Annotated in this window: 19 protein-coding genes and 1 pseudogene; 16 read left to right on the top strand and 4 right to left on the bottom strand. The window is 41.2% G+C overall.

All coding sequences use genetic code 11. The features are described 5' to 3' along the window. Nucleotides 1–11: 11 nt before the first annotated feature. The 7 genes from ACQVGT_RS19580 to ACQVGT_RS19550 all read left to right on the top strand — a co-directional run bounded on the left by ACQVGT_RS19580 (nt 12) and on the right by ACQVGT_RS19550 (nt 6,650). Nucleotides 12–2,627, top strand: a complete 2,616-nt coding sequence (locus ACQVGT_RS19580) for a DUF2309 domain-containing protein (RefSeq protein ID WP_046340200.1) — start codon at nt 12–14, stop codon at nt 2,625–2,627. A 76-nt stretch (nt 2,628–2,703) separates the two neighbouring features. Continuing rightward, nucleotides 2,704–3,231, top strand: a complete 528-nt coding sequence (locus ACQVGT_RS19575; protein WP_015482721.1) for a carbonic anhydrase — start codon at nt 2,704–2,706, stop codon at nt 3,229–3,231. Between the two features lie 63 nt (nt 3,232–3,294). After that, on the top strand, nt 3,295–3,585 hold the full coding sequence (locus ACQVGT_RS19570) for a DUF6407 family protein (RefSeq protein ID WP_014475635.1): 291 nt from the start codon (nt 3,295–3,297) through the stop codon (nt 3,583–3,585). A 57-nt stretch (nt 3,586–3,642) separates the two neighbouring features. Further along, complete coding sequence (locus tag ACQVGT_RS19565; RefSeq protein WP_015482722.1) at nt 3,643–4,017, top strand: Na-translocating system protein MpsC family protein; 375 nt, start codon at nt 3,643–3,645, stop codon at nt 4,015–4,017. 479 nt (nt 4,018–4,496) lie between these two features. Then, nucleotides 4,497–4,799 (top strand): ArsR/SmtB family transcription factor, encoded by a 303-nt coding sequence (locus ACQVGT_RS19560; protein WP_003234907.1) that lies wholly within the window; start codon nt 4,497–4,499, stop codon nt 4,797–4,799. A gap of 126 nt (nt 4,800–4,925) precedes the next feature. Beyond that, the gene (locus tag ACQVGT_RS19555; RefSeq protein ID WP_015382622.1) at nt 4,926–6,098 is read left to right on the top strand and encodes an MFS transporter; all 1,173 of its coding nucleotides are present in this window, start codon (nt 4,926–4,928) and stop codon (nt 6,096–6,098) included. 300 nt (nt 6,099–6,398) lie between these two features. Continuing rightward, entirely contained in the window at nt 6,399–6,650 is a 252-nt protein-coding gene (locus tag ACQVGT_RS19550) for a hypothetical protein (protein ID WP_236822441.1), read from the top strand. A gap of 156 nt (nt 6,651–6,806) precedes the next feature. Here the strand turns inward: ACQVGT_RS19550 and ACQVGT_RS19545 are convergent. Next, nucleotides 6,807–6,921: pseudogene (locus ACQVGT_RS19545) on the bottom strand (MerR family DNA-binding transcriptional regulator); the annotation flags it as partial. A 130-nt stretch (nt 6,922–7,051) separates the two neighbouring features. Between ACQVGT_RS19545 and ACQVGT_RS19540 the strand changes: the two are divergent. The 4 genes from ACQVGT_RS19540 to ACQVGT_RS19525 are packed head-to-tail and all read left to right on the top strand — an operon-like array spanning nt 7,052 to nt 10,007. Further along, complete coding sequence (locus ACQVGT_RS19540) at nt 7,052–8,029, top strand: alpha/beta hydrolase (protein WP_015382623.1); 978 nt, start codon at nt 7,052–7,054, stop codon at nt 8,027–8,029. A 1-nt stretch (nt 8,030) separates the two neighbouring features. Then, nucleotides 8,031–8,702, top strand: a complete 672-nt coding sequence (gene ybdJ, locus ACQVGT_RS19535; protein WP_015382624.1) for a two-component system response regulator YbdJ — start codon at nt 8,031–8,033, stop codon at nt 8,700–8,702. Further along, complete coding sequence (ybdK, locus tag ACQVGT_RS19530) at nt 8,699–9,685, top strand: two-component system sensor histidine kinase YbdK (RefSeq protein WP_015382625.1); 987 nt, start codon at nt 8,699–8,701, stop codon at nt 9,683–9,685. The genes ybdJ and ybdK overlap by 4 nt, the downstream gene beginning before the upstream one ends. Nucleotides 9,686–9,743: 58 nt before the next feature. Next, a complete protein-coding gene (locus tag ACQVGT_RS19525; RefSeq protein WP_015482726.1) occupies nt 9,744–10,007 on the top strand; it encodes a hypothetical protein in 264 nt (87 codons plus the stop codon). Here the strand turns inward: ACQVGT_RS19525 and ACQVGT_RS19520 are convergent. Beyond that, complete coding sequence (locus ACQVGT_RS19520) at nt 9,992–10,762, bottom strand: serine/threonine protein kinase (RefSeq protein WP_015382627.1); 771 nt, start codon at nt 10,760–10,762, stop codon at nt 9,992–9,994. The genes ACQVGT_RS19525 and ACQVGT_RS19520 overlap by 16 nt on opposite strands. 85 nt (nt 10,763–10,847) lie before the next feature. Next, nucleotides 10,848–11,705, bottom strand: a complete 858-nt coding sequence (locus ACQVGT_RS19515) for a hypothetical protein (RefSeq protein ID WP_015382628.1) — start codon at nt 11,703–11,705, stop codon at nt 10,848–10,850. 131 nt (nt 11,706–11,836) lie between these two features. On the opposite strand from ACQVGT_RS19515, the gene ACQVGT_RS19510 reads away from it, so the two are divergent. The 4 genes from ACQVGT_RS19510 (at nt 11,837) to ACQVGT_RS19495 (ending at nt 15,295) form a co-directional block, all read left to right on the top strand. Continuing rightward, nucleotides 11,837–13,021 carry a DUF4885 domain-containing protein gene (locus tag ACQVGT_RS19510; RefSeq protein WP_015382629.1) on the top strand — a complete coding sequence of 395 codons (1,185 nt, stop codon included), beginning with the start codon at nt 11,837–11,839 and terminating at the stop codon, nt 13,019–13,021. Between the two features lie 317 nt (nt 13,022–13,338). Beyond that, a complete protein-coding gene (locus ACQVGT_RS19505; protein ID WP_015482727.1) occupies nt 13,339–14,727 on the top strand; it encodes an amino acid permease in 1,389 nt (462 codons plus the stop codon). Between the two features lie 111 nt (nt 14,728–14,838). Next, nucleotides 14,839–15,087: a sigma-G-dependent sporulation-specific acid-soluble spore protein CsgA gene (csgA, locus tag ACQVGT_RS19500; protein WP_003234887.1), complete on the top strand. Its 249-nt coding sequence runs from the start codon at nt 14,839–14,841 to the stop codon at nt 15,085–15,087. A 16-nt stretch (nt 15,088–15,103) separates the two neighbouring features. Continuing rightward, nucleotides 15,104–15,295 (top strand): DUF5370 family protein, encoded by a 192-nt coding sequence (locus ACQVGT_RS19495; protein ID WP_003234886.1) that lies wholly within the window; start codon nt 15,104–15,106, stop codon nt 15,293–15,295. Between the two features lie 26 nt (nt 15,296–15,321). Here ACQVGT_RS19495 and blaOXA read toward each other — a convergent pair whose 3' ends face one another. Then, the gene (blaOXA, locus tag ACQVGT_RS19490; RefSeq protein ID WP_015382631.1) at nt 15,322–16,125 is read right to left on the bottom strand and encodes a class D beta-lactamase; all 804 of its coding nucleotides are present in this window, start codon (nt 16,123–16,125) and stop codon (nt 15,322–15,324) included. A 172-nt stretch (nt 16,126–16,297) separates the two neighbouring features. Here blaOXA and cypC point away from each other — a divergent pair, with 172 nt between their 5' ends. Then, nucleotides 16,298–17,551, top strand: coding sequence for a CYP152 family fatty-acid peroxygenase CypC (gene cypC, locus ACQVGT_RS19485; protein ID WP_015382632.1), 1,254 nt, complete (start codon nt 16,298–16,300; stop codon nt 17,549–17,551). Nucleotides 17,552–17,586 lie beyond the last annotated feature (35 nt).

Raw genomic sequence — 17,586 nt, 5'->3', positions numbered from 1 at the left:
GCTAATCTGAGATGGGCATTACATCCGTATTAACGAAAGATAATGTAAAAAAGATAGATACAGATATTGATGTTCAAGAAAGGGATCTTAACGTTTTCATTACATCTGCCAGCCGGGTGATTGCGCCACTTTGGCCTATTTCTACATTTGCTGCACGTAATCCGTGGATGGGACTTGAAAACCAACCTTTTGATCAGGTTGCAAGTTGGTTGAAAAACACTCGCGATGTTGATATATACCCTAGTGCGTCTATGATCCGTTCAGCAAAGAATAAAGGTGAGATTGATGAAGATTTTGTGGAAATGGGGCTGCAGCGTTGGCTTGATTCACATTCCTATCACATCCCACGGGACGTAGCAGAGCGATTTTGTCATGCTGCATTAAAGTTAGATCCCCTGCCTTCCGACCTTTTATCATCACATGAGCTGGAGAAATTAGTAAGTGAATGTAGTAGATTGGATCATATCGAGAATGTTTTTATGCAACCACTAAGTTCGCATATAGAGAATCAAGATGGTGAAAGGCTAGTCAATATACTAGATCATCATGTCATTAAGTGGAGTAAATTATATCTTGATGACTCTCAAGCAGGCTGGACAATGCCTAATCGTGAGGAAGGTTTCTATCGTGCTTGGCAGCATCTCATTCAATATGATCCAGCACTTAGCAAAAAGCAGCGAGAAAGGGTAAAGGGTTGGCCGAAAGAGGCGCATTTGGCTTTACAGGAAGCCTTATTCGCACTAGAAATCCCAGAGTCAGAAATCCAGACTTATCTTGAAGGTCATTTACTTTCATTACCTGGATGGGCAGGGATGATGCTTTGGCGCTCCCAGCAATCGAGCCACGAACATGCACTCCTAACAGAATATTTAGCGGTTCGAATATCCATGGAGTGGGCTCTTATAAAGCCATACTTACCTTTGACTAATGAACGATCTAAGAAAAAAATTTCAATTGCTCCCCTTATAGCAGCTTGGATTCATTGGGGTGGGCTTACATTAGAAGAATGGTCACAGATGACGGCCATTGAACAAAACGAATATTTATCATTTGCCTACAGCTTTGATGAGAAACTTCGCAAGAAACTTTGGTTAGAAGCTTGGGAACAAACATACACTGATCGATTAAGCCAGAAGATCATCTCGAAACAACGTGAAACCGGCCGTAAAAAATCTGCATTAGCTCAATTAGCATTCTGCATCGATGTACGATCAGAACCTTTTCGTCGTCAACTAGAAAAAGAAGGCCCGTTTGAAACGATTGGTATTGCTGGTTTCTTCGGGGTGCCGATTGCAACTTGTGAACTTGGCAGTAAACACAGTCATGCTTCCTTGCCGATCATACAAAAACCGCAAAATAAAATAAAAGAGTTCGCAGATGAGGATGTATTCAAAAAATACAATCAACGGAAGCAAGCAATTCATTCTTTAAGCCATACCTTTAAAACGATGAAGCAGAATGCGCTCTCGAGCTTACTACTGCCTGAGCTAAGCGGACCTTGGCTTACTCTGCAAATGGCAGCCCGTAGCTTTGTGCCAAGAAAGGCGGGTCATTTCATTCGTAATCTCCGTGAGGCTTGGTTGCGCAAACCTGATACAAAACTCTCGCTTCATCATGATGCTACAGAAGCAGAAATACCTGTGGGTTTTACTGATGAAGAAAAAGTGAACTATGCTCGCCAAGCATTAAAAATGATAGGATTAACGGAAAACATCGCACCATTGGTCGTGATTTGCGGGCATGGCAGTCAAAGCACTAATAATCCTTATTCTGCAGCCCTTGATTGTGGTGCCTGCGGTGGAGCAGCCGGTGGATTCAATGCAAGAGTTTTAGCTGCTTTATGTAATCTATCAGAGGTACGAGAAGCTCTTTTAGCTGAAGGAATTAAAATTCCTGAGGATACGGTTTTTGCAGCAGCTGAACATAATACAACAGTAGATGAATTACATTGGCTTTATGTACCAGAGCTTTCCGAAGCTGCACAAGAAGCATTTGAACAAATTGAAGCCGTTATGCCGAAAGTGAGACATCATGTAAACGCAGAACGTCTGGCCCAATTACCGAATTTCCAATCGAAGCTAAAAAATCCAAAGGCTGAGGCAAACCGATTTGCGGAAGATTGGAGTGAGATACGTCCGGAATGGGGACTGGCTCGTAATGCCGCTTTTATTATCGGTAAACGTGAACTAACTCAGGATTGTGATTTGGAAGGAAGAGCCTTTCTCCATAATTATGATTGGAAGCAGGATGAAAGCGGTGAACTCCTAGCAAATATTATTGCAGGACCTGGAACTGTAGCCCAATGGATTAATTTACAATATTACGCATCAACGGTAGCACCTCATTATTACGGCAGCGGAAATAAAGCAACTCAAACCGTTACTGCAGGTCTCGGCGTTATGCAGGGGAATGCAAGCGATTTGTTAGCCGGACTGCCTTGGCAATCCGTCATGGAATCAGATCACGAGGCCTATCATTCTCCTCTTCGTTTATTGATACTCATCCAAGCACCTAGAGAATATGTAGAACGGTTATTAAATAATGATTCAGCATTTCTGCAAAAAGTTCAAAATGGATGGGTCCGACTGGCTAGTCTTGATCCAGAAGGATGTTGGGAAAGCTGGTAATGATGAATCTAAGCATTTATCAAATGGATTTGTTATTCAAAATAAAAATGATAAACATAAGGAAGAGGTGTGCTGTATGAATGTAAACCAAAATAAAAAAGTATTATTTTTGACGGATATTGAAAACGGTTTGGAGCCTATTTTACAAGAAGCGACTAACACTTCTGCAGAGAATATGTTGACTATACAAAGCTATGGTGCCAGTATTTCACATCCTTATGGAGAAATCATGAAGTCTGTTATTTTTGCGATTTACCAGGAAGATGTTGAGGAGATTTTTGTAGTAGGAACAAAAGACAAGAAGACTTCCGCAGGTAATGGACTAACTCAACTTGAAACAATGAAAGATAAAATACAAACATTGGATTATCTCTTTCAAAATTGCAAGCCTGAATTTTTAGGTGGTACGGTCGATGAATGGCTAAATGAAAATAACAGTGACACCATTGAAAAAAGTGTTGATATGATTCGACATCATCCCCTAGTGCCGTCATATGTTAAAGTTAGAGGTTTATTCGTTCATCATAAGGATGGAAAACCCTCAATCGTGGAGGTTCCTGATGTTAAAACAGGTCAAGCCTTACCTGATCATTGCTTGTCATGATGAAATACAGGTTCAACTTCTAAACGCACCCATATATGGAGAAAGCAGTTCTAAGGAGATTGTATGAGCGCTAATTTAACTGATTTTGTCACGAAAACAATAGAGGAAATGAACTCGTTTGATCGTGAAAATATGGAATGTATGAAAAAACTAATTAGAAAAGCAATTGATTTTTATCATCTAAAGTCTTATGAAGAAGTTGAGGAAACCCATTCAGGAAACGTTCGATTTTTGCATGTCCACTCTATGATGGAAGAAAATATGTTATCCAAAATGATAGTGGTCACAAGAAACGGTAAAACTGATTTGGATATTGAAGGTGTATATGAAGGATATGTTGTAAGAGAATATTAATGAGACGAAATCACAAATAGAATATGCCAATTTTTTTGCTCAGGAGATGTATTAGATATGAAAAAGTCGAAGGGTTCTATTGAATCAGAGATCAGTAAGTCCATTACTCAATGGGAGAAGGATTATCTTGGGCGGGGGTCTGTATCTGTTAAGACTGATATACTGCGGGACATGATCATCGTCAATTTAAAAGGGATTTTAACACCAGCCGAATATGTAGTTTGTGGATCAAAAGAGGGTATGTTATCTATCAAACAAACTCGTTCGGAGTTAGTCGAATCGGGTATAGATGGCCTTAAGGATATTATCCTTAAAATAACCGGAGAAAAAGTGAAAAGTTTTCATACTGATTTAAGCTCCCGGACAGGTGAACGAGTGATGGTATTTAAATTATGTAATGATCTAGAGAAAAATTTGGAAAAGATCTTATAATCTAAAGAAATTAAAATGTTTTGACGGTATGGAATCTGTTATGAATTGAACATAATGAACTGCCGCTTCTTTTGTTTTACAATTATGGCATCATTGATAACTTTTATTCATATCCTAAGCGGACAAAGAGATGTCAATTCATAGTATACTGTTTTGTTATTCCTGTCGAAAGATCTAACATCCGCTGTTGTTATGAGCGGATGTTTTTTCACATCTATTTTAAATACATGAATTTGATGATGGTAATTAGTCACTTGAACAATACTAAATTCATTTTAATTGCCTGCCGGGTTCCCCCAAGTGTTTAGTGACATGATTATGAGACCAATTTCGTAAAGCTTGATGATAAATTTAAGTGGTGAACAAAATTGATATGCTGTCTTCAGTTTCATTTCACGGAATTGTCAGAGATAAACCTTTAATTAAATATATCCAAAAAACGGATTGACATATCGGAATATAACGATATAATAATCGATATGGAACCAATTGAAGTATTCAAAGCCTTATCAAATGAATCAAGGCTGCAAATTTTGCAATGGCTGAAGGAGCCCGATCGTCATTTTGCACCCCATGAAGGGATTGATATGAACACAATCGGGGTATGTGTCAGTCAAATAACAGACAAATTGAAAATGACGCAATCGACGGCTTCCCAATATCTTACCATCCTTTTAAGAGCCGGCCTAATTAAGGCGGAGCGAATCGGAAAGTACACGTATTACAAAAGAGATGAAGAAGCCATTGGGAAACTTGCTGACTTTCTTAAAACAGAGATATAAAAATAAACATCAAAAGATGTTTATTTTTACACCATACATATCGACATATTACGATGTGTTTATTTTTTATAATAACATATCGATAATTCGTGATATGTTTATTAATAATTAAGGAGTGAATGTTTTATGTCTAACACTTGGAAAATTTATATTTTAGCCATTGTCAGCTTTTTAGTTGGAACCTCAGAGTACATCATTTCGGGAATTTTGGATCAAATTGCTCATACTCTCGGGATCACTTTGGCTGCCGCGGGCCAGCTTATTACCATTTTCTCACTTGTATATGCTCTTTCTACACCCGTACTTATGGCGTTGACAGCAAGTATGGATAGACGCAAATTGATGATGTATGCCCTAGGTTTGTTTGTGTTCGGTAATGTCCTGGCTTTTGTACTGCCTGGTTATGGATGGTTTATTGCAGCGCGGATCATTATGGCGATGGGAGCAGGTGTGGTGGTTGTCACCGCCTTAACGATTGCCGCTAAAATTGCATCGGAAGGGAAGCAGGGAAGTGCCATCGCTACGGTCGTGATGGGATTTACCGCTTCTTTAATCATTGGTGTTCCGCTTGGAAGAATGATAGCAGTAGCATTAGGCTGGAAGTCTGTATTTGGAGCAATTGCTTTGTTGGGATTGATCGCAATGGTCGTTATTTTCTTTACTCTTCCGCATACTGAAGGGGATAAGCCTGTGCCTTTGCTTCAACAGCTTGCTCTTTTCAAAAAACGGAAAGTGGCTATGGGATTATCAATCACTTTCTTCTGGCTCGGGGGATATTCTGTTGCTTACACTTATTTGTCACCGTATCTCTTGAACATCTCAGGTATAAATGGCAAGCTGCTCAGTGGTGTTTTGCTTATATTTGGAATTGCCAGTTTGGTTGGATCAAAGTTTGGGGGATATAGCACCGATAAATGGGGAGTGTCCTTTACACTCGTTGGCGGGATGACGTTGCATATCGTCACACTGATTCTTCTGTCACTTGTTACTCATTTCTATATCGGAGTGTTGGTGATTCTCATATTATGGTCGTTTGCCGCATGGTCCACCGGTCCGACACAGCAATTTCACCTGGCTACAATAGAACCGGAAATGTCAGGTGTTTTACTTAGCATGAATCAGTCAATGATGCAATTCGCCATGGCGGTCGGCGCAGGAATAGGAGGGGTTTTTGTGGAAAACGTATCATTGGCCTCGATTACCTGGGTTGGTGCGTTAGGGGTTATGATTGCCATTATTGCATCATTGCTGATTTTCAATTCGCAACCGAAACAAGCGCTAAAAGATATCAATCAATAATTTCGAAAGATCTAACATCCGCTCGTTATACAAGCGGGTGTTTTTTTAAAAAGCTCAAGTAGAAGGCACACTGAAGCTGAAAGGGATTTTTGCCGACAGAGAGCTGAAGCACAGCAAGTTATAATATACTAGGAAGGGAAATAACGGTATGGCGGAAGGGTTCTAGCGCTTCCCGCCTGTAAGATCATTACTTTGAGGATGTGTCATCGTGAATAATCAAGAGACGTATATTGAAATTAGAGGATATCGCAGTACATCAACAAAATGAGAGAGTATTCAGTGCTAATTGATGGGGCTGAGATGGGAACTATCAAAGATGGAGGAAGGCTGCGAATTGATTTACCGCCTGGTGAGCATGTTATTCAAGTGAAGATTGCTTGGTGTACAAGCCCAACTTTGAGGTTTACTTTAGCGGAAGGAGAAGTGTTGAAGTTTAGATGCGGTAGTCCGCTTCGAGGTTGGAAGTTGCTTTTGGCACTTTTTTCTGTTTTGGCACGTCCTGAAAATTATCTGTTTATCGAGCAGGAAGAAGAGAAAAAAGCTTTGTGGTGACTTTGTTGTGTGAATAAATAGGAATAAATAGATTAAATACCCCTGAATTATGTTTTGTGAAAGATTGATATAAGCGGTAGCCTTCTCAATGTCGTTCTCCTTGGAGAAGGCTGCGTATAAGAAATTCTCGGACTTTGCGGATAGACCCTCCGATATCCATTTCAGGATTAATGTCTTCTGGGTGGATGAGTCCGATTTCATCATGGTATCGCAGTGTTTTTGTTGATACTTTGCATATCTTTGAAAATTCGCCGATCGATAGCCGAGTGATCACCTCTATGCTCCAAATGTACACCTTTCCGTAAGGGCAAAGTCAAATGTGAAAATAAAACTGTTCCAAAGTTAATCAGTTATTTATTTTCATATCGTATCCTTTCAGTATCACGTGAAAGGAGCATTATATGAAAACATTATGGAAAGTCCTCAAAATTGTTTTTGTCAGCTTGGCTGCTTTGGTTTTGCTTGTATCCGTCTCGGTATTTATTTATCACCATTTCCAGCTAAATAAGGAGGCGGCACTGCTGAAAGGTAAAGGCACATTAGTCGATGTTGACGGTAAAAAGATGAATGTGTATCAAGAGGGAAGCGGGAAGGATACGTTTGTGTTTATGTCCGGTTCGGGGATTGCTGCGCCTGCTTATGAAATGAAGGGGCTGTACAGCAAGTTTTCAAAAGAAAATAAGATTGCTGTTGTAGATCGGGCAGGTTATGGATACAGTGAAGTGTCTCACGATGACAGAGATATTGATACGGTATTGGAACAGACGAGGAAAGCGCTTATGAAAAGCGGAAATAAGCCTCCTTATATTTTAATGCCTCATTCGATATCCGGGATTGAAGCGATGTATTGGGCACAGAAATATCCTAAGGAAATCAAGGCCATTATTGCGATGGATATTGGATTGCCCCAGCAGTACGTCACGTATAAATTGAGCGGAGTTGACAGATTGAAAGTGAGAGGGTTCCACCTGTTAACCTCGATTGGTTTTCATCGGTTTATGCCTTCCGCTGTATATAATCCTGAGGCGATTCGGCAGTCGTTTTTAACTGATGAAGAAAAAGAAATCTATAAAGCCATTAACTTTAAGCAATTTTTTAATGCAGATATGGAGCATGAGCTTTTACAGTCTTACCAAAACGGCAGCAAATCTGTGAATCTGCCGGCACCAAAGGAAACTCCCGTCTTGATTTTAGATGCGGTCTCTGACCAAAATAGACATTCAAAGTATGCTATACAAAACCGAAAAGACTATGAAGCGTTTGCAGCTCAATTCAATACTGCCGATATAAAGGAACTGAGGGGAACACACAGTATTTATTTATATCAGCCTGATCAAATATATAAACTGTCCATGGAGTTTATGAGAAAGGTTCGCTAAGATGAAGGGTTATCATATTTTAATCGTTGAAGACGATGTGATGATTGGTGATTTGCTGCAAAAGATTTTGCAGCGTGAGGGATATCGTGTGATATGGAAAACAGATGGAGCGGATGTGCTTTCGGTGATTCAGAAGGTGGATTTGGTCATTATGGATGTGATGCTGCCGGGTGAAGACGGGTATCAAATGTCTGCAAAAATCAAAGAGCTGGGGCTGGGCATTCCGGTTATTTTTCTCTCGGCCCGCAATGACATGGACAGCAAGCTTCAAGGTTTGCAGATCGGCGAGGATTATATGGTAAAGCCCTTTGATCCGAGAGAGCTGCTATTAAGAATGCGGAATATGCTTGAGCATCATTATGGCACCTTTACGCAAATCAAACATTTGTATATTGATGCGGTAACGAAAAAAGTGTTCAATGAAAGCCTGCATGATGAGGTATTGTTTACTGCGATTGAGCGGAAAATTTTCTTTTATTTATATGAAAATAGAGACAGTATCCTGACAAAGGAACATTTCTTTGAATATCTATGGCAGCTCGAAGATAGAAACCCGAATATTGTCAATGTGCATATTAAAAAAATCAGAGCTAAAATCAATGATCAAGCGGGTGAGATGATTGAAAATATATATGGAGAAGGGTATCGGCTGAATACCGTTGTGAAGAAATGAAGCTCAAGACAAAATATCAGTTGTTATTGTTTACGGCCGTCATTAGTGTTCCGATGCTATTGCTGGCGGTCAGTGTTTTGATGTCTGTGATTTATGACAGCATGTTTAAAACGATGAATCATGGTATGCCCTTTCACAGGTCGTTTGCGTACCCGGCAATGATCGTTGTATTTTTGATATCGCTCTTATTGTTAGCTTTTTTATTTTCAAAGTCGATTCATTCTCTGTTGCATAAAATCAATCTATTAAATCAAACCATTCGGCATTTGGCGAGTGATCAAAGGGTGCCCGATAAAATTGAAGTGAAGCGTGCTGATGAAATCGGGGAACTGATCAAGTCGGTCAATTTGTTAATTGAACGGACGACATATCGTGAACTGGAGCTGAGACAGCAAGAGGAAATCAAAAAGGAGCTTTTGCAAAAACTGCGGCATGACATTAATACACCTTTAACGGCTCTCAGGCTGCAGTTATTTTATTTGGAAGATCAATGTCATGGTCAGGCTGTATTCGAATCATTGTATCAGCAAATCGAATATATCTCGGAATTAACCAATGAATTCAATCTATATTCCGCTGAGACGCTGGAAAGCTCTTATATTGTAAATGAAGAAGTGCGTCTAAACGAGCTATTAGAAACAGCGGTGAAAAAGTGGGATTATTTATACAGTATGAGTGGGATTGAGCTGCACTATAAGCCGGCAGATTCAGATGTGATATGGATGAGCAACGCGTTATGGATGCAAAGGCTGTTTGATAATATTTTTCAAAATACGTTAAAGCATTCAAAAGCTGAAAAGATGGAAGTCACGATTGAACATGGCGATGTTTTTATTCGTGATGACGGTATTGGATTTGATCGGAATGAGAGCAGTGAGGGACTTGGGTTAAAGATTATTGAGGATACATGCAGGCTGCTTGCGATTACTTATGAGCTTCATACAAATGATAACGGAACGGAGTTCTTGTTTTCAAAAGAGTGACCCTGCTGATGTTTTTCTTTCTCCTATAAAATTTATATAATAGGGAGAAAGAAATGGGGTGAACATCATATGTTTAAAAAAATCATCAAAACGATTAAGTACCTCTCAAGCAGTTCTAGTGACCGATATCGCAGACACCGGCATTACAGCAGCAGCCGGCGCAGACATTATCGCAGCTACAGCAGCAGCTCAGGCAAAAGAAGACACTACGACCGTTATGGCGGCAGTCATCGTTACAAACGCCGGAGCTACAGCAGCAGTTAATCGAAAAAAGTTCTTGTTCCGCTATTTGGGACAAGGGTTTTTTTATGTGACCGATTGAATGGCCCGGTTTAGATCCTCGCGAATGGAAGCGGTGTGCTGATACTCTTCCTCGATGCCCAATAATCTTTTCAGCAGCAGGGTTACTTCCTTTGTCAGTGTTAATTCCTCCAGCCAAGTGCCGTTTTTCTTCTTTTTTCCTTTATATTGAGAGTATAGCAGGAATAACAGCGTTTCTCCGAGATCGAAGAAGTCATCCTGTTTTCGTACCTTTATTTCCTCCATTTCTTCAGGCGTCAATTGTTTGGCAAGGCCGAAATCGATGAGGCAGAGCCTGCCGTCATTGATGATGATATTAGGCGTTCTGATGTCGCTGTGGAAAATAAGGCGATCATGCAGGTATTCTATAATCTCAAGCAGCTGCGAAATCAGTTGTAACGCCATAAGCTCTGTGAACGGCTGTTTTCGAAAAAATAATAATTCTTCTATATTTTCTCCCTCAATGAACTGCATGACATAATAAGCCTGTCCGTCTATGATGAACTCATCTATGAAGCCCGGAATTTGCGGGTGGTGAATGCTTTTGAGCAGTTTTATTTCCTGCTGGAACCGGACTTTTTCTTTTTCCTTTTTCGCTTTTGTCTTCCGAAGCTGTTTTAAGACATATGGTGTTTGAGTTAGGATATCGGTGCACAAATAAACCAAACCGTAGCCTCCCATACCGAGGCACTCTTCGATTTTGTATTGATGATTTAAGATAACGCCGTTCTTTAGAGGGCGGTCAAAAAGCAGTTTTTTTAGAAGTTTTAATGCCATGTCTGCACTTCCCTTGGTTGTACTGATTATAGTTTACCTTCTAGACGGAGAATAAAAAAGAGCCGGATAACCGGCTCGGTATAAGTTAAAACTGCTTTGTCACGTCGTATTCATAATCTATTTTTGCTTTTACGTTGCTCATCGTCGATCTGGCAGTCGCTAATGTATTATATTTAAAACTCCATACCTTTGCCACACTGAGTTGATCTGACAAAGAGATATCATAAGACCCTGAAGTCGAGCTGTTTACAAGAGCACGGCGCCATTCGTTGTTTTCGCTCGTCATGATCAGGTGGCGTGTATTTCCCTGGCTTGGTGTTTGAGTGGCGGTTGTCTGAACTCTGGTTACAATGGCATCACGCGGTATCCCAGATTGGTTTGTTAAATCAACCTTGATCACGCTGGAGTCAGAACCTGAGAGGCTAAGGCTTGTATTTCCTTTATTTTCAGCAACGCCGCTGAATTGGAATGTTCCGCTGCCTGATTTGATTCGGTCTTCAATTGAAAGTGTAAAATACATGTTTCCGGTATAGGTGCCTCGTGACACTTTCACATAAAAGGTATCTGTCGTGTTTTGGGCGTCTGCATTTGCATAAATAAAAGAAGAAAACGTGTTAGGGTTAATGACTTCTGTCCCTTGAGAAACAGGTATTCTATTCTTATCATAAATTTCAATCTTCATCCCTGTATACGCGCTCTGGTATGTACTCCTCACGTATACTTTTTCTCCCTTATTAGCCGTAAAAGTGAAATAGGCTTCATCTTGACCAGCTTCCAGTATTGTTGTATCGATATTTTTATATTTCCAATAACCGATCGGCATTGCGGTATCAAATGAATTGTTTCCTGTGATAGCAGTGACTCCGACAGCTGATGCCGAATACGTAAAGGTGAATAAGACAGACAGCATAACAGCGAATGGAATAAGCCATTTTTTCACCATGCAAACAACCTCCTTTTATTTCCATCATACATAATAACGATTTAGGTGTAAATAAATGTTTTTTGAGGTTAATATATACATTATCTTTGCCGATAAAAAAGAATAAGAGAGAATACTCGGGAGGGAATTCAATGCGTCTGAATCGGCAATTTATCCGCACTCAGCTGATGGCACAGAACATATTGAGCAAGAATGCGCCTGCCAAACGGGAGAATGCGACTGAAAATCCAGCGGCAGTTCTGGAAAAGGCATACAGCAGGCTTAAGTCACAATCTTCAACTGGGGGAATCAATCAGTTCAATTATTCTAAAACCAGCGTGTCGGGAAACAGCGGGACGTTCAGCAAAGTGTATCAATCAGTGAATGATCGAACAGTGACAGACACAGGGGAAGAAACAGTGATTCAATCCCAAAACCCCTATGAATCTGAGAGTGATATCAGAATCAAAATACTAGATGAAAAATACAGCAGGATGAATGCGATTAACAAAACAAAGTCTGATCCATTAGGCTATATTAAGGATAAGTACCAAAATTCAAAGTCTCCTTATTTCAGAAGTGATCTGTCAGCTGCAGAAAGACAGGCCGCTTACGATAATGAAACAGAATGGTTATTCAAAGGGAAGGCGCAAAACTATAACCTTCAGGATGCTGCGTTTCGGAATGTCACATTTCATGGGGAAGTGGAAGCTGAGAATGAAAAGGTGTATCAGCGGGGACAGGTTAACCAGCAGCTGCAAGTGCTGTTGAATCGAAACCATATTCATATTCCAGAGGGGACAGAGCTGACGTTTACGATTACGCCGATTGACTATCAGGTGCGGGTGAGCGGGTCAGACGATCAGGATCTGATCAAGCAAATTGAGCAAGTGCTGCAATCTGGAGACAACAGCAAAGAACTATTTTTACACATCATGAAAAGCCAAAGCAGTGATTCAACACAATTTTCCGAAAAGGCCTATCAAAAGTATCAGGCAGCTCGTGAGATGTACGAAGTCACAGGCTACCATTTGAAGGATTTAGAAGTGATTGATGGGCGGTACGTCACGCCTGAGGGACGTGACTTAATAGATGTATATAAGGAAGAGCTTGAAAAAGATCCAGTGCAGAAACAAACGGCTTCTTATGCTATATCTTACTATCGTTCAGAGCTCAGTAAAATCGCGGAAGCCGGGTATAATGCCATTCCGGATTTCATCCTATCAATTGATTACAGCAATGGATCTCTGAGAGATGTGGGACAAAGCAAGAGCTATGGGACCGGAGATACCGGGTGGCTTGAAGCATTAAAGCGTCAAACGGGTGTGAATTATTAAGTAAGCTGTTCATGTAGAACAGCTTATTTTTTATGAGAATCTAAGGGGGGTATTAATTTTAATATTCAAACAATTTTATTATTTTTATATAAAAGATTTTAAAAGAAGTGAACGATTCAAAACTCTGAACAAAGGTGTTTACCTGAAAAAAACAATTGTATTTTCCAGAGAAATTTATTATGATGAAATAAGTAATTTAGGAGATTATATAACAATTTTAAGTTTGAATTTTCTGATTGTTATCACTGATTCATGTGAAGGCAAGCAGGTCTGCTGTTTTCTCATTTATGAGTATTTTGTTAGGAGGAGGAAGAGGAGTGGCAAATAAAGAATTAAAGAGGGGCCTGGGTGCGCGCCATATTCAGATGATCGCCTTGGGCGGTACGATCGGTGTTGGCTTGTTTATGGGTTCTGCCAGCACGATTTCATGGACTGGTCCATCTGTCCTTCTGGCTTATGCAATATGCGGAATTTTTATCTTTTTTATTATGCGTGCGATGGGTGAAATGCTGTATGTCGAGCCGAGCACAGGTTCTTTTGCGACGTTCGGCCATCAATATATTCATCCGATGGCAGGTTATATAACAGCATGGAGCAACTGGTTCCAGTGGATTATCGTCGGCATGTCAGAAATTATCGCTGTCGGTTCTTATATGAAGTATTGGTTCCCGGATTTGCCTGCTTGGATACCTGGTATCGTGGCAATGGTGATTCTTGGTGCGGCGAATTTAATTTCTGTTAAGTCGTTTGGGGAATTTGAGTTTTGGTTTGCGATGATTAAAATCGTCACGATTATCTTGATGATTATTGCGGGAATCGGAATTATTTTCTTCGGTTTTGGCAACGGCGGAGATGCGATCGGTTTGTCGAACCTGTGGTCTCACGGGGGCTTCTTTGCAGGAGGTTTCTCAGGTTTCTTCTTTGCACTGTCTCTTGTCATTGCGGCCTATCAAGGAGTTGAGCTGATCGGGATTACAGCGGGTGAAGCGAAGGACCCGCAAAACACGCTAAGAAATGCGATTCAAAGTATTATCTGGCGTATTTTGATTTTCTACATTGGTGCTATTTTTGTGATCGTGACGGTGTATCCTTGGGATGAGCTCAACTCACTCGGAAGTCCGTTTGTGTCTACGTTCTCGAAAATCGGAATTACGGCAGCGGCCGGCATTATTAACTTTGTCGTGATTACTGCTGCAATGTCCGGCTGTAACAGCGGTATTTTCAGCGCGGGCCGCATGCTGTATACACTGGGTGTCAATGGACAAGCACCGAAATTCTTTAAGAAGATTTCACGCAATGGTGTGCCGCTGTATGGCACAATTGCGGTGCTGATCGGTTTGGCTGTCGGTGTTGTACTGAACTATATCGCGCCGCCGAAGATCTTTGTCTATGTATACAGCGCAAGCGTGCTCCCAGGGATGATTCCTTGGTTTATCATTTTGATCAGCCATATCGGATTCAGAAAAGCGAAGGGTGCTACATTAGATAAACATCCATTCAAAATGCCGTTTGCTCCTTTTACAAACTATTTGACGATTGCTTTCTTGCTGATGGTTCTGGTTGGCATGTGGTTTAACGATGATACTCGTATCTCTCTGATTGTAGGCGTGATTTTCTTAGCGCTTGTGGTCATTAGTTATTATGTGTTTGGGATTGGCAAACGCACGCAGGCCAATTTGATAAAAAGCGAACAAGCAGCTGAATAACGATAAAAAAGAGACATTCACGGATGTCTCTTTTTTTATTTTTCACGTATGGATTTTCCCTATTTTAGCAAGCTATAGGGTAAAGATAGCAGAAGGAAAGGTGTTCATAAAATGGATGTTACACTCGGTTATTTGCGCGAATCACTTTCGAATCATCTAGAAAATGAAGTCTGCCAGCGTATTTGCAAGAAGATGCTGGCGAAGCGTTATGCAAATGAAGAGGAATTTGTAAAAGACTTAGATGATAATGAAATGTCTTTTTTGAATCATGTATTAGAAAAAGAAATTAAGTATGCCCAGAATGAACAGGATCAAAAACGGGCCAAGGAATTAAACGAGGTGTATGAATTACTGCTTTGAGAAAGGCGGGTAAGAAATGGGAGCAATTGAACGAAGCGGATATACATTTCAGCCGGAGTTTAGCGTTGTCCGTCAAAACGGAGCCATCCATGTGTACCATCAAGGAGAATTTGTGGAAGAAATCGAATTTGAATTTAACGGGGAATATCCCGATCATGATTTGATTGAAGAGCTTGTGAATCATTATTGTTTTGAGCATGAGATTTAGAGCCCTGCCGTGCAGGGCTCTTTTATTTAGGATCTGATCAGGCCATACTTTTTCAGGATATCCACGGTGATGTTTTTGGCTTTTGTGCCGGAATCATCGACATTGGTGACAAAGACATAAGAGCCATGCTCTGTTTTGATGAATCCGACAAACCATCCTAATCCCATATCTGTCAGGCGGGTTCCGGTTTTCCCGTAGAGCGTGTAATGATCGCCTTCCTCTTGAATCATCATGCGCTTGACGGTTTTCATTACCGGCTTGTCAAATGGAAGCTCCTCTTTAAATAGTTTCTCCAAAAAGGTTTCTTGTTCCAGCGGAGATATTGTGAGCGAGCTTTGCAGCCAAAACTGGTCGATTCCCCCGCTGATATCCTCGTTGCCGTAAGATAGTGTATGAAGCCATGTTTTCATTCTTTCCTCGCCGATATCTCTCGCTAATGCCTGATAATACCAGATTGCGGATTCGCGCATGGCCGAGCCAAGCGTATGGTCGCGGTTCCATGATTCGAATTCACGCTTGACCCCGTCCCATCGTTTAACATCGTATTCATCTCTTACAGCTTTGACCTGCAAACCGATTAAAGCGTTCACGACTTTAAAGGTGGATTGCGGAGTTTGTCTTTGATTTGCCCGTTTTCTGTTATAGACAAATGTCTGCTCCTTTTGTAAATCGTGAAGAATGAAGGTTCCATCCGTATCCTTGAATTCGTCATCGACATTCATTCTGCTGACATTCAAGTGTTTTTCATGAGCAGATGATGCTGCGTGGACGGAGAAGCCGCCGATCCCTGCAATACTCAGCACAAGCACAACATATATCCATTTTTTCATTTTGTTCTCCCCTTCGTTTTGATTAACTACCTTTTCTCTATTTCGTTTGTTCTTCCTTTAAAAAATAATCAAAAAGCGCTTTAATTTGGTTTTGTAAACAAATACTGTTACTGGGTTTATATTCGGAAGATAACGTGAAAATAGAGGGTAAAAAGGAAGGCAGGGTAAGCGGATGAATGAGCAGATTCCACATGACAAAAGTCTCGATAACAGTCTGACACTGCTGAAGGAAGGGTATTTATTTATTAAAAACAGAACAGAGCGCTACAATTCAGATCTGTTTCAGGCCCGTTTGTTGGGAAAAAACTTTATTTGCATGACTGGCGCTGAGGCGGCGAAGGTGTTTTATGATACGGATCGATTCCAGCGGCAGAACGCTTTGCCTAAGCGGGTGCAGAAATCGCTGTTTGGTGTTAATGCGATTCAGGGAATGGATGGCAGCGCGCATATCCATCGGAAGATGCTTTTTCTGTCATTGATGACACCGCCGCATCAAAAACGTTTGGCTGAGTTGATGACAGAGGAGTGGAAAGCAGCAGTCACAAGATGGGAGAAGGCAGATGAGGTTGTGTTATTTGAAGAAGCAAAAGAAATCCTGTGCCGGGTAGCGTGCTATTGGGCAGGTGTTCCGTTGAAGGAAACGGAAGTCAAAGAGAGAGCGGATGACTTCATTGACATGGTCGATGCGTTCGGTGCTGTGGGACCGCGGCATTGGAAGGGAAGAAGAGCAAGGCCGCGTGCGGAAGAGTGGATTGAAGTCATGATTGAAGATGCTCGTGCCGGCTTGCTGAAAACGACTCCCGGAACAGCGCTGCATGAAATGGCTTTTCACACACAAGAAGATGGAAGCCAGCTGGATTCCCGTATGGCAGCCATTGAGCTGATTAATGTATTGCGGCCTATTGTCGCCATTTCTTACTTTCTTGTGTTTTCAGCTTTGGCGCTTCATGAGCATCCGAAATATAAGGAATGGCTGCGGTCTGGAAACAGCCGGGAAAGAGAAATGTTTGTGCAGGAGGTCCGCAGATATTATCCGTTCGGCCCATTTTTAGGGGCGCTTGTCAAAAAAGATTTTGTATGGAATAACTGTGAGTTTAAGAAGGGCACATCGGTGCTGCTTGATGTATATGGAACGAACCACGACCCTCGTCTATGGGATCATCCCGATGAATTCCGACCGGAACGATTTGCGGAGCGGGAAGAAAATCTGTTTGATATGATTCCTCAAGGCGGGGGGCACGCCGAGAAAGGCCACCGCTGTCCAGGGGAAGGCATTACAATTGAAGTCATGAAAGCGAGCCTGGATTTCCTCGTCCATCAGATTGAATACGATGTTCCGGAACAATCACTGCATTACAGTCTCGCCAGAATGCCGTCATTGCCTGAAAGCGGCTTTGTAATGAGCGGAATCAGACGAAAAGGTTAAATTAAAAAGCTCTCTTCCTTTATCGAAGAGAGCTT

This window comes from Bacillus sp. SCT118, from assembly GCF_058566435.1.
The sequence above is the reverse complement of the archived record's forward strand: the minus strand, read 5'-3'. Positions and strand labels throughout refer to the sequence as shown.

Excerpts from the sequence above, each read along its gene's own strand:
- ACQVGT_RS19580 (WP_046340200.1), top strand. The coding sequence starts at position 12 with ATGGGCATTACATCCGTATTAACGAAAGATAATGTAAAAAAGATAGAT.
- ACQVGT_RS19575 (WP_015482721.1), top strand. The coding sequence starts at position 2,704 with ATGAATGTAAACCAAAATAAAAAAGTATTATTTTTGACGGATATTGAA.
- ACQVGT_RS19570 (WP_014475635.1), top strand. The coding sequence starts at position 3,295 with ATGAGCGCTAATTTAACTGATTTTGTCACGAAAACAATAGAGGAAATG.
- ACQVGT_RS19565 (WP_015482722.1), top strand. The coding sequence starts at position 3,643 with ATGAAAAAGTCGAAGGGTTCTATTGAATCAGAGATCAGTAAGTCCATT.
- ACQVGT_RS19560 (WP_003234907.1), top strand. The coding sequence starts at position 4,497 with ATGGAACCAATTGAAGTATTCAAAGCCTTATCAAATGAATCAAGGCTG.
- ACQVGT_RS19555 (WP_015382622.1), top strand. The coding sequence starts at position 4,926 with ATGTCTAACACTTGGAAAATTTATATTTTAGCCATTGTCAGCTTTTTA.
- ACQVGT_RS19550 (WP_236822441.1), top strand. The coding sequence starts at position 6,399 with ATGGGAACTATCAAAGATGGAGGAAGGCTGCGAATTGATTTACCGCCT.
- ACQVGT_RS19540 (WP_015382623.1), top strand. The coding sequence starts at position 7,052 with ATGAAAACATTATGGAAAGTCCTCAAAATTGTTTTTGTCAGCTTGGCT.
- ybdJ (WP_015382624.1), top strand. The coding sequence starts at position 8,031 with ATGAAGGGTTATCATATTTTAATCGTTGAAGACGATGTGATGATTGGT.
- ybdK (WP_015382625.1), top strand. The coding sequence starts at position 8,699 with ATGAAGCTCAAGACAAAATATCAGTTGTTATTGTTTACGGCCGTCATT.
- ACQVGT_RS19520 (WP_015382627.1), bottom strand. The coding sequence starts at position 10,762 with ATGGCATTAAAACTTCTAAAAAAACTGCTTTTTGACCGCCCTCTAAAG.
- ACQVGT_RS19515 (WP_015382628.1), bottom strand. The coding sequence starts at position 11,705 with ATGGTGAAAAAATGGCTTATTCCATTCGCTGTTATGCTGTCTGTCTTA.
- ACQVGT_RS19510 (WP_015382629.1), top strand. The coding sequence starts at position 11,837 with ATGCGTCTGAATCGGCAATTTATCCGCACTCAGCTGATGGCACAGAAC.
- csgA (WP_003234887.1), top strand. The coding sequence starts at position 14,839 with ATGGATGTTACACTCGGTTATTTGCGCGAATCACTTTCGAATCATCTA.
- ACQVGT_RS19495 (WP_003234886.1), top strand. The coding sequence starts at position 15,104 with ATGGGAGCAATTGAACGAAGCGGATATACATTTCAGCCGGAGTTTAGC.
- blaOXA (WP_015382631.1), bottom strand. The coding sequence starts at position 16,125 with ATGAAAAAATGGATATATGTTGTGCTTGTGCTGAGTATTGCAGGGATC.
- cypC (WP_015382632.1), top strand. The coding sequence starts at position 16,298 with ATGAATGAGCAGATTCCACATGACAAAAGTCTCGATAACAGTCTGACA.